This is a genomic window from Streptomyces sp. ADMS (assembly GCF_033441795.1).
Taxonomy (GTDB): Bacteria; Actinomycetota; Actinomycetes; order Streptomycetales; family Streptomycetaceae; genus Streptomyces.
Genome location: NZ_JAVFVX010000096.1, coordinates 19,392 through 29,306 on the forward strand (window position 1 = coordinate 19,392; position 9,915 = coordinate 29,306).

Here is a 9,915-nt window from a genome sequence, read left to right on the forward strand (position 1 = left end):
GACGCACACAGCGCTGTTCCCTACGATGGCGCGGTGACCAGTACCGCGCCCTCCACGGACACCCGGCATAGCTCACCCTCGCCAGAGCAGCGGCCGTCGTGGCAGCAGCGGCTGCGCCGCTACGGATACACGGCGAAGCCGAGAAGTGATGTCCGGGACCGGCTGGTGCCGCCGTACACCGAGCCGAGTCCCCGGTTGTGGGCGACGCTCGGGCTGCCGCCGACGCTCACCGACCGGATCACGCGCTGGTCGGGCTGGGGCGGTCCGCTCCTGGTGACGCTGCTCGCGGGCCTGCTGCGCTTCTGGGACCTGGGCAATCCGAAGCGGGTGATGTTCGACGAGACGTACTACGCGAAGGACGCGTGGGGTCTCATCCACCGCGGCTTCGAGGTCAACTGGGACAAGAACGTCAACGACCTGATCCTGAGGACCGACGGGAACGTCCCCGTCCCGTCCGACCCGGCCTATGTCGTGCATCCGCCCGTCGGGAAGTACGTCATCGGGCTCGGCGAATGGATGTTCGGGTTCAATCCGTTCGGCTGGCGCTTCATGACGGCGCTGCTGGGCACGCTGTCGGTCCTGATCCTGTGCCGTGTCGGCCGCCGCCTCTTCCGCTCCACCTTCCTGGGCTGCCTGGCGGGCGCGCTGCTGGCGGTGGACGGCCTGGCCTTCGTGATGAGCCGCACCTCGCTGCTCGACGGCGTCCTCCAGTTCTTCGTCCTCGCCGCGTTCGGCTGTCTGGTCATCGACCGCGACAAGGCCCGCGAACGGCTGGCGGCGGCGCTCCCACCGGACGCGGACGGTGTCGTACGACCGGACGCGCACGTCGGCGAGACGACCCGATTCGGCGTCCGCCCCTGGCGCTGGCTCGCGGGCCTGATGCTGGGCCTGGCCATCGGGACCAAGTGGAACGGCCTCTACATCCTGGCCGCGTTCTGTGTGATGGCGGTGCTGTGGGACGTCGGCTCCCGCAAGGTCGCGGGCGCCCGCCACCCGTACGTGGCGGTCCTCAAGCGCGACCTGGGCTGGGCGTTCCTGGCGACGGTCCCGGTCGCCGTCCTCACGTACATCGTCTCCTGGACGGCCTGGATCCTCTCCCCGTCGGACGGCACCGGCGGCTACTACCGCAACTGGGCGGCGACGGAGGGCAAGGGCAGCAGCTGGTCGTGGCTGTTCCCGGACTGGTGGCGCAGCCTCTGGCACTACGAACACGCGGTGTACGAGTTCCACGTGGGCCTCCACTCCCCGCACAACTACCAGTCGAACCCGTGGAGTTGGCTCGTCCTGGGCCGCCCGGTCTCGTTCTTCTACGAGTCGCCCTCCCCCGGCAAGGACGGCTGCCCCGCCGACGCGGGCGAGCAGTGCGCCCGCGAGGTTCTGGCCCTCGGCACGCCCCTGCTCTGGTGGGCGGCCTGCTTCGCGGTCCTGTACGTCCTGTGGCGCTGGCTGTTCAAACGCGACTGGCGTGCGGGCGCGATCGCCTGCGGCATCGCGGCGGGCTATCTCCCCTGGTTCATGTACCAGGAGCGCACGATCTTCTTCTTCTACGCGATCGTCTTCCTGCCCTTCCTGTGCCTGGCCGTGGCGATGATGATCGGCGCGATCGTCGGCCCACCGGGGTCGAGCGAACGCCGCCGGGTCGCGGGGGCGGCGGGCGCGGGTGTGCTGGTGCTGCTGATCGTCTGGAACTTCATCTACTTCTGGCCCCTGTACACCGGGACGCCGATTCCCATCGATTCGTGGCGGTCGCGGATGTGGCTGGACACCTGGGTCTAGATCACTCTTCGGACAAGAGTTGTGACGAGAGACGGAAACACTCCCCACAGCGACCCCTCAGGCCACTTACAGTGCAATGGCCAAACGGGGAGGGGCACTCACATGCGCAAGGGAGCAAAGGCCGCCGTCGTCGGGACCGTGTTCACGGTGATGGTGGGAGGCGCCGGGTACGGCGCGTTCAACATCGTGTCCGCGCTCAGCGGGGACAGCGGGACGGAGAGCGTGAAGACCGGGCCGCCGTCGGAGGACGAGATCTCGGAGGCGAGCGAGAAGTTCTTCGCGGCCTGGGAGAAGGGGCAGCCGCAGGCCGCCGCCGACCTCACCGACAACGCCGTACCGGCGGCCACGCTGCTCGGCGACTACAGCGCGATGGCGCACATCACGGGCGTGAAGATCACCCCCGGGACGGCCACCGGCGCGACCGTGCCCTTCTCGGTGAAGGCCACGGTGTCCTTCGAGGGCAAGAGCGAGCCGCTCGCCTACAGCAGCAGCCTGACGATCGTCCGGGGTACGACGACCGGGCGGGCGCTGGTCGACTGGAAGCCGTCGGTCGTCCATCCCCGTCTCGCCGCCCCCGGCGACAGGCTGGTCACCGGGGAGGCCGCGAGCCCGCCGATCGAGGCCGTGGACCGTGACGGCAAGGTCCTGACGAAGGAGAAGTACCCGTCGCTCGGGCCGATCCTGGACACCCTGCGGGCGCGCTACGGCGACAAGGCGGGCGGTACGCCGGGCATCGAGCTGGTGGTCCGGCACGCCGACACCAACATCGCCGACACCTCGCTGCTGACCCTCTCCGAGGGCACCCCGGGCAAGCTGCCGACGACGCTCAGCACGAGCGCGCAGGCCGCCGCCGAGAAGGCGGTGCTGAAGTTCTCCGAGTCGTCCGTGGTCGCCGTACAGCCGAGCACGGGTGAGGTGCTGGCGGTCGCCAACCACCGCGCGGACCAGTTCAACGCGGCCTTCGAGGGCACGTTGGCGCCGGGCTCCACGATGAAGATCGTCACGGCGGCGATGCTGATCGACAACGGCGTGACGTCGATGAACGGCCCGGCGCCCTGCCCGCCGAGCGCGGTCTGGAAGAGCCAGACCTTCACCAACCTCACGGGCATGGAACCCAACGAGGGCGCGACCCTCGCCAACGACTTCCTGCGTTCCTGCAACACCGGTTTCATCAAGCTCATCGACGGCACCGAGGCGAACCCGCTCACGGACGAGTCGCTGACGACCGAGGCCCAGGAGCGGTTCGGGCTCGGGCAGGACAACTGGAAGACCGGGATCGTCTCCTTCGACGGCAGCGTCCCCGCGTCCCCCGGCCCGGACCGCGCGGCCAACGCGATCGGGCAGGGCCAGGTCCAGATGAGCCCGCTGAACATGGCGTCGGTGACCGCGACGGCGATCACGGGTGAGTTCCGGCAGCCCTACCTGGTATCGCCGGACCTGGACAAGCGTGAGCTGGCGACGGCGAAGGGTCTGCCGTCGAGCACATCCGCGCAGCTCAAGGAGATGATGCGGATGACGGCGACGCAGGGCACGGGGGCACAGGCCATGGCCGGGCTCAGCGGGGACATCGGGGCGAAGACGGGGTCCGCCGAGGTGGACGGGCAGGCGAAGTCCAACAGCTGGTTCACCGGGTTCCGGGGTGACATCGCGGCGGCGGCCATGACACAGGAGGGCGGTCACGGCGGCGACGCGGCCGGTCCGATTGTCGCAGCCGTGCTACGGGCAGGCGGCTGAACTCACCCGCACAGGACGGGACTCTAGGGTGGTCGGTGTCGTTGAGGTGAATGAGGGCAACGGGGACCCCGGGGATACCGCGGAGGATCGGGAGCTGTGGGCAAGAGAAGGCGCGTCGCCGAGCGACGGAGTGCACGGAAGACCAGGCCCGCGGTAATCGGCGGGATGATCGCCGTGGTCGTCGGCGGCGCCGGTTTCGGCGTCTACGCGCTGTACGGCGGCGGAGCGGCGGCCGAGGACGGCTCCTCGACGGCCACCAGGGCCGACCAGAAGTCGTCGGTGCCGACCGGCCCGGTCCCGGCTGCCCAGGTCAAGGCGGTCGCCACCCAGTTCCTGACGGCCTGGCAGACCGGCGAGGTCGCCCAGGCGACGGCAGCGACGAACGACACCACGACGGCCGCCACGAAGCTCCTCACCGGCTACACCAAGGATGCCCACATCACCGGTGTGACGATCACACCCGGCGCGGCGACGGGCGCCAAGGTCCCCTTCACGGTCAAGGGCACGGTCACGTACGGCGGTACGAGCAAGCCGCTGGCGTACGAGAGCGCCCTGACCGTGGTCCGTCGTACGTCCGACGGGAAGCCGCTGGTCGACTGGCACGCGTCGGTGATCCACCCCGACCTCGCCGACGGCGACAAACTGCTCACCGGGCAGGCCGGCACCCCGCCGGTCAAGGCCGTCGACCGGGACGGCGGTGAGCTGACGCTCGCGAAGTACCCGTCGCTGGGCACAGTCCTGGACAGCCTCAGGGAGAAGTACGGCGAGAAGGCCGGCGGCAAGGCGGGCATCGAGCTGCGCGTCGTGCGCGGTACGGCGTCCAAGGCGGCCAAGTCGGCCGACAAGACGCTGCTGGAGCTGAGCAAGGGCACGCCCGGCACCGTGAGGACGACGCTGAGCCCGAGTCTGCAGGCGGCGGCGGAGGCGCAGGTCGCGAAGAAGGCGAGGGCGTCGGTGGTGCTGATCCGTCCGTCGACGGGCGAGATCCTGGCGGTGGCGAACCAGTCGCACGGTTTCAACACGGCGTTCCAGGGGGCGCTCGCGCCGGGCTCGACGATGAAGGTCCTCACGTCGTCGCTGCTGATCGAGAAGGAGCTGGCGTCGGCGGACAAGGCGCACCCGTGCCCCAAGTACTTCACCTACGGCGGCTGGAAGTTCCAGAACGACGACGAGTTCGAGATCAAGGGCGGCACGTTCAAGGCGAGCTTCGCGCGGTCCTGCAACACGGCGTTCATCAGCCAGGCGAAGGAACTCGACAACGACAGCCTGACCAAGCAGGTGCAGCAGGTGTTCGGCCTCGGCATGGACAACTGGGCGATCGGCGTCCCGACCTTCGACGGGTCGGTGCCGGTGCAGTCGCAGGCGCCGATGGCGGCGTCGCTGATCGGACAGGGCGGGGTGCGGATGAACCCGCTGAACATGGCGTCGGTGGCGGCGACGGTGGAGTCGGGGGTGTTCCGGCAGCCGTACCTGGTGTCACCCGAGGTGGACGGCCGTACGTTGGCGACCGCGTCGCGGACGATGTCGGCGTCGACGCTGTCGCAGCTGCGGGACCTGATGCAGTACACGGCGGCATACGGGACGGCGGCGGAGGCGATGGCCGGACTGGGCCCGGATTACGGGGCGAAGACGGGGACGGCGGAAGTCGACAACCAGGAGCAGCCGAACGGGTGGTTCACGGCGTACCGGGGAGATCTGGCCGGGGCGGGTGTGGTGGTGCGGGGTGGGCACGGGGGGAGTACGGCGGGGCCGATCGTGGCGGCGCTGCTCAGGGCGGGGGCGTAGGGGCGGGTCATCTGGTCCGGCGTTCACAGCCGAGGCAGTCGCAGCCCAGGCCGCGTTTCCCACCCGTCCGTCTGCCGCTTCTGTCCAGCCCAGGACAGGCCGTCCAGCCCGTCTGGGGGTACCCCCTCTGGGGGAGTTTGCGGAAAGGCCCGTTCAGGGCCGTAGCAGGGGTCCGGGGGCACAGCCCCCAGGGGATGGGACAGGTTGGGGCCGCGGGGACGAGACACCCGGCGTCAGCTGGTGACCCGCGCCCCCGCCATGTACGTCCGCCGCAAGAACCTCATCAGCGCCTTCGTCTCGAACTGGACCACCGACACACTCCCCGCCGAGTGGAACTCGACCACCGCCTGCACCCGCCCGCACGGCCACACCCGCACCTCCCCCGACCCCACCGGCGCCCGCAACCCCTCCTCCAGCAGAGACCGCGAGAACGTCCACTCGTGCCGGCCGGGCAGGCCGATGCGGACCGCGCGCGGATCCGCCTCCGGGTCGTAGCGCAGGACCACGGGGACGGCGTCGCGGTCGTCGTCCTGGGTGTCCGTGACGATATGGGCTCGCGCGTACTGCTCGACTGCGGACATCGGACGGCCCCTTACGCTGCGTGACCTGTGCAGAAGCTACGAATCCGCTTCCTCTCCAATGTCGCACAATCACCCCATTTGCGCCCCGACCACTTCGAGCCCCCGCTCACCAATTAGTGATGCATCGCTCTTGCAAGACGTTCGCAACAAGCCACTATCATCGAACGGTGCATGTGCCCGATGGATTCATCAACGCCCCCGTCTCCGTAGCGGCCGGAGTCGTCGCCGCCGGCGCCGTCGCCGTGAGCCTGCGCGGCGCCCGGCGCGAGCTGGACGAGCGGATCGCGCCGCTCGCCGGTCTGGTTGCCGCGTTCATCTTCGCCGTGCAGATGCTGAACTTCCCGGTCGCCGCCGGGACCAGCGGACATCTGCTCGGCGGCGCCCTCGCCGCGATACTCGTGGGCCCCTACACAGGGGTCCTCTGCGTCTCCGTCGTGCTGCTCATGCAGGGCATCCTCTTCGCGGACGGCGGCCTCACCGCGCTCGGCGTGAACATCACGGTCATGGCCGTCGTGACAACCGTCGTCGGCTACGCCGTCTTCCGCGGGCTGGTGAAGGTGCTGCCCAGGAAGCGCCGCTCCGTCACGTTCTCCGCCTTCGTCGCCGCCGCGCTCTCCGTGCCCGCCGCCGCCTTCGCCTTCACGCTCGTCTACGCGGTCGGCGGCACGACGGACGTACCGATCGGGCGCGTCCTCACCGCCATGGTCGGCGTGCACGTCCTGATCGGGCTCGGTGAGGCCGCGATCACCGCGTTCACGGTCGGTGCCGTCATCGCCGTACGGCCGGATCTCGTCCACGGCGCCCGGGGTCTGCGACAGAAGCTCCGGCTGCGGGTCGGCGGCGAACTGGTGGACGCGGCGCCCGATCCCGAGCCGGAGCCCGCCCCCGCCCGCTCCCGCCGCACCCGCACCGTCTGGCTCACCGGCCTCGCCGCCTCCCTCGTCCTCGCCGGCGTCGTCAGCTTCTACGCCTCCGCCAGCCCCGACGGCCTGGAGAAGGTCGCCGCCGACAAGGGCTTCGACGCCAAGGCCGAGGAACACACCGCCGCCGACTCCCCGCTCGCCGACTACGGCGTCGAGGGCATCACCGACGGCCGGCTCTCGGGCGGCCTCGCCGGCGTGATCGGCGTCGGCCTCACGGTCGTCGCCGGGACCGGCGTCTTCTGGGCGGTGCGCAGGCGCCGTACCGACGAGGACGTCACCGCGGCCTCCGTCACCACCCCGAGCGCGAGCGTCTGACATGGGCGCCGGGCACGCCCACCGGCTCTACCGGCACGCCTACTCCCCCGTGCACGCGCTGCCGCCGCACACCAAGCTCGCCGCCGCCTTCGCCTTCGTGATCGTGGTCGTCTCCACGCCCCGGGAGGCGGTGTGGGCCTTCGCCGCGTACGCCGTACTGCTGGCGGCCGTGGCCCGCGCCGCCCAGGTGCCCGCCGTCTTCCTGCTCAAGCGCCTGCTGATCGAAGTCCCGTTCGTCGCCTTCGCCGTGCTCATGCCCTTCGTGGCACAGGGCGAGCGGGTGGAGGTGCTGGGGATGTCGCTCAGCGTCAACGGACTCTGGGGCGCCTGGAACGTGCTCGCCAAGGGCACCCTCGGCGTCGCCACCTCCGTACTCCTCGCCTCCACCACCGAACTGCGCGAACTCCTCCTCGGGCTGCAGCGTCTCAGGCTCCCGCCGCTGCTCGTGCAGATCGCCTCCTTCATGATCCGGTACGGCGACGTCATCGCCGACGAGATGCGGCGGATGCGGATCGCCCGGGAGTCCCGGGGGTTCGAGGCGCGCGGGGTGCGGCACTGGGGGGTGCTGGCGAAGTCCGCCGGGGCGCTGTTCATCCGGTCGTACGAGCGGGGCGAGCGCGTACATCTGGCCATGATCAGCCGGGGATACACCGGGTCCATGCCCGTCATCGACGAGGTGACCGCGTCCCGGGCGCAGTGGTCGTACGCCTTCGCCCCGCCCGTCGCCGCGCTCGTCGTCTGTCTGCTGGGATGGTCCCTGTGACAACCTCTCCGACTGTGCCCGCCGCCGTTCCCGCTTCCCTGGACGTCTCCGGGCTCGCCTACGCCTACCCCGACGGCCACCAGGCCCTCTTCGGCGTCGACTTCTCCGTCGGGCGCGGTGAGCGGGTGGCGCTGCTCGGGCCCAACGGGGCCGGCAAGACGACCCTCGTGCTGCACCTCAACGGCATCCTCACCGCGGGCGCGGGGACCGTCACCGTGGCCGGGATGCCCGTCGGCGAGCGGCACATGGCCGAAATCCGACGCAAGGTCGGGATCGTCTTCCAGGACCCCGACGACCAGCTCTTCATGCCGAGCGTCCGCGAGGACGTCGCGTTCGGGCCCGCCGCCGCGGGCATGAAGGGCGAGGAACTGGAGCGGCGCGTCCGTACCGCCCTCGACCTGGTCGGTATGGCGGACTTCGCGGACCGGCCGCCGCACCATCTCTCCTTCGGGCAGCGGCGCCGGGTGGCGGTGGCGACGGTGCTCGCCATGGAGCCCGAGATCCTCGTCCTGGACGAACCGTCGTCCAACCTCGACCCCGCCTCGCGCCGCGAACTGGCCGACATCCTGCGGTCGTTGGACGTCACGGTCCTCATGGTCACGCATGACCTGCCGTACGCCCTGGAGCTGTGCCCGCGTGCGCTGATCCTCAGCGAGGGCGTCATCGCCGCCGACGGAGGCACCGGCGACCTCCTCGCCGACGACGCCCTGATGCGCGCCCACCGCCTGGAACTGCCCTACGGGTTCGATCCGCGCTCCGTCTCCACCGCCCGCACCACATGACGGCGGGCGTGTGGACAATGGGCGCGTGATCGAACAAGAGGACGCGCACGACGACACACACGATCCCGGGTCGCCGCGCCTCGACGACCAGTTGTGCTTCGCGCTGTACGCGGCCCAGCGCGCGGTGACCGCCGCCTACCGCCCGCTCCTGGAGGAGCTGGGGCTCACCTACCCGCAGTACCTCGTGCTGCTGGTCCTGTGGGAGCGCGGCGAGGTGACCGTGAAGGAGCTGGGCTCTGCCCTGTGCCTCGACTACGGCACGGTCTCGCCGCTGCTCAAGCGACTGGAGGCGGCGGGTCTCGTCCGCCGGGAACGGTCGGTGCTGGACGAGCGGTCGGTGTCCGTCCGCGTCACCGGGCAGGGCGCGGAACTCCGGGAGCGCGCGGCGCGCGTACCGGGTGCGCTGCTCGCGGCGACGGAGCTGGACGGGGGCGAGGTCGCGCGGTTGCGGGGCGAGCTGTGGAAGCTGGCGGAGCGGGCACAGGGGGCGGCCGACCGGGCGCGTTCGAACTGGGGTCAGCCGCTGACCTGAGGTTACCCACGGTTTCCACCCCCGGGTAGTGGATACATCCCTACCAGCCGGTACCTTGTGCACGATGTAGTTGCGGTATTCGCAGTATCCACACATGTTCCTGTTGTCCGTTCTGGGGGAGGTTCTGCCGTGACTGACGCCGGTATCGACGTCGAGGTCCCCACCGAGGCCCCTGCCGAGACCCGTCCGGACACCCGTCCGACGAAGATCATGTACGTCGCCGAGGCCACCGCCCACGGCGGCCGGGACGGCGACGTCACCAGCCAGGACGGCCAGATCGCCCTGAAGGTGGCGATGCCGCCACAGCTGGGCGGCGACGGCAACGGCACCAACCCGGAGCAGCTGTTCGCGGCCGGCTACAGCTCCTGCTTCCACAACGCGCTGGTCCTGGTCGGCCGCCGCGAGGGCTACGACCTGACCGGCTCCACGGTCGCCGCGAAGGTCGGCATCGGCCCCAACAAGCAGCGCGGCTACGGCCTCGCGGTCGCCCTGAGCGTCTCGCTGCCCGTCCTTGACCAGGACATCGCGTCCAAGCTGGTGGACGCGGCACACGTGGTCTGCCCGTACTCGAACGCCACCCGCGACAACATCGATGTGACGATCATCCTGGGCTGATCCTCCGGGATCATCCCGGGCTGAGGAATCCTCGGCCTGGGAGACTCCGTTGGTAAAAGGACAAGGCGGGCCGCGCAGCTCGCTTGCCGCTCAGAAGCGGATCACTCCA

Annotated in this window: 9 protein-coding genes; 8 read left to right on the forward strand and 1 reads right to left on the reverse strand. The window is 70.3% G+C overall.

Translation table 11 applies throughout. From position 1 onward, the window contains the following. Positions 1-33 precede the first annotated feature (33 nt). From RB628_RS30935 to RB628_RS30945, 3 genes are all read left to right on the forward strand, one after another. Positions 34-1,776 (forward strand): dolichyl-phosphate-mannose--protein mannosyltransferase, encoded by a 1,743-nt coding sequence (locus RB628_RS30935; RefSeq protein ID WP_318323893.1) that lies wholly within the window; start codon positions 34-36, stop codon positions 1,774-1,776. Positions 1,777-1,878: 102 nt separating this feature from the next. Next, a complete protein-coding gene (locus tag RB628_RS30940; RefSeq protein ID WP_318323894.1) occupies positions 1,879-3,510 on the forward strand; it encodes a penicillin-binding transpeptidase domain-containing protein in 1,632 nt (543 codons plus the stop codon). A gap of 96 nt (positions 3,511-3,606) precedes the next feature. Then, complete coding sequence (locus RB628_RS30945; RefSeq protein WP_318323895.1) at positions 3,607-5,295, forward strand: penicillin-binding transpeptidase domain-containing protein; 1,689 nt, start codon at positions 3,607-3,609, stop codon at positions 5,293-5,295. Between the two features lie 233 nt (positions 5,296-5,528). Here RB628_RS30945 and RB628_RS30950 read toward each other — a convergent pair whose 3' ends face one another. Beyond that, entirely contained in the window at positions 5,529-5,876 is a 348-nt protein-coding gene (locus RB628_RS30950; protein ID WP_318323896.1) for an SsgA family sporulation/cell division regulator, read from the reverse strand. Between the two features lie 167 nt (positions 5,877-6,043). Between RB628_RS30950 and RB628_RS30955 the strand changes: the two genes are divergently transcribed. The 5 genes from RB628_RS30955 (at position 6,044) to RB628_RS30975 (ending at position 9,806) form a co-directional block, all read left to right on the forward strand. Then, on the forward strand, positions 6,044-7,114 hold the full coding sequence (locus RB628_RS30955; RefSeq protein WP_318323897.1) for an energy-coupling factor ABC transporter permease: 1,071 nt from the start codon (positions 6,044-6,046) through the stop codon (positions 7,112-7,114). A gap of 1 nt (position 7,115) precedes the next feature. After that, positions 7,116-7,877 carry a cobalt ECF transporter T component CbiQ gene (gene cbiQ, locus RB628_RS30960; protein ID WP_318323898.1) on the forward strand — a complete coding sequence of 254 codons (762 nt, stop codon included), beginning with the start codon at positions 7,116-7,118 and terminating at the stop codon, positions 7,875-7,877. After that, a complete protein-coding gene (locus RB628_RS30965) occupies positions 7,865-8,659 on the forward strand; it encodes an ABC transporter ATP-binding protein (protein WP_318323899.1) in 795 nt (264 codons plus the stop codon). Before cbiQ ends, RB628_RS30965 begins: the two co-directional genes overlap by 13 nt. Positions 8,660-8,684: 25 nt before the next feature. Next, positions 8,685-9,191 (forward strand): MarR family transcriptional regulator, encoded by a 507-nt coding sequence (locus RB628_RS30970; RefSeq protein ID WP_318323900.1) that lies wholly within the window; start codon positions 8,685-8,687, stop codon positions 9,189-9,191. Positions 9,192-9,401: 210 nt separating this feature from the next. Further along, a complete protein-coding gene (locus tag RB628_RS30975) occupies positions 9,402-9,806 on the forward strand; it encodes an organic hydroperoxide resistance protein (protein ID WP_318323902.1) in 405 nt (134 codons plus the stop codon). Positions 9,807-9,915: the final 109 nt, after the last annotated feature.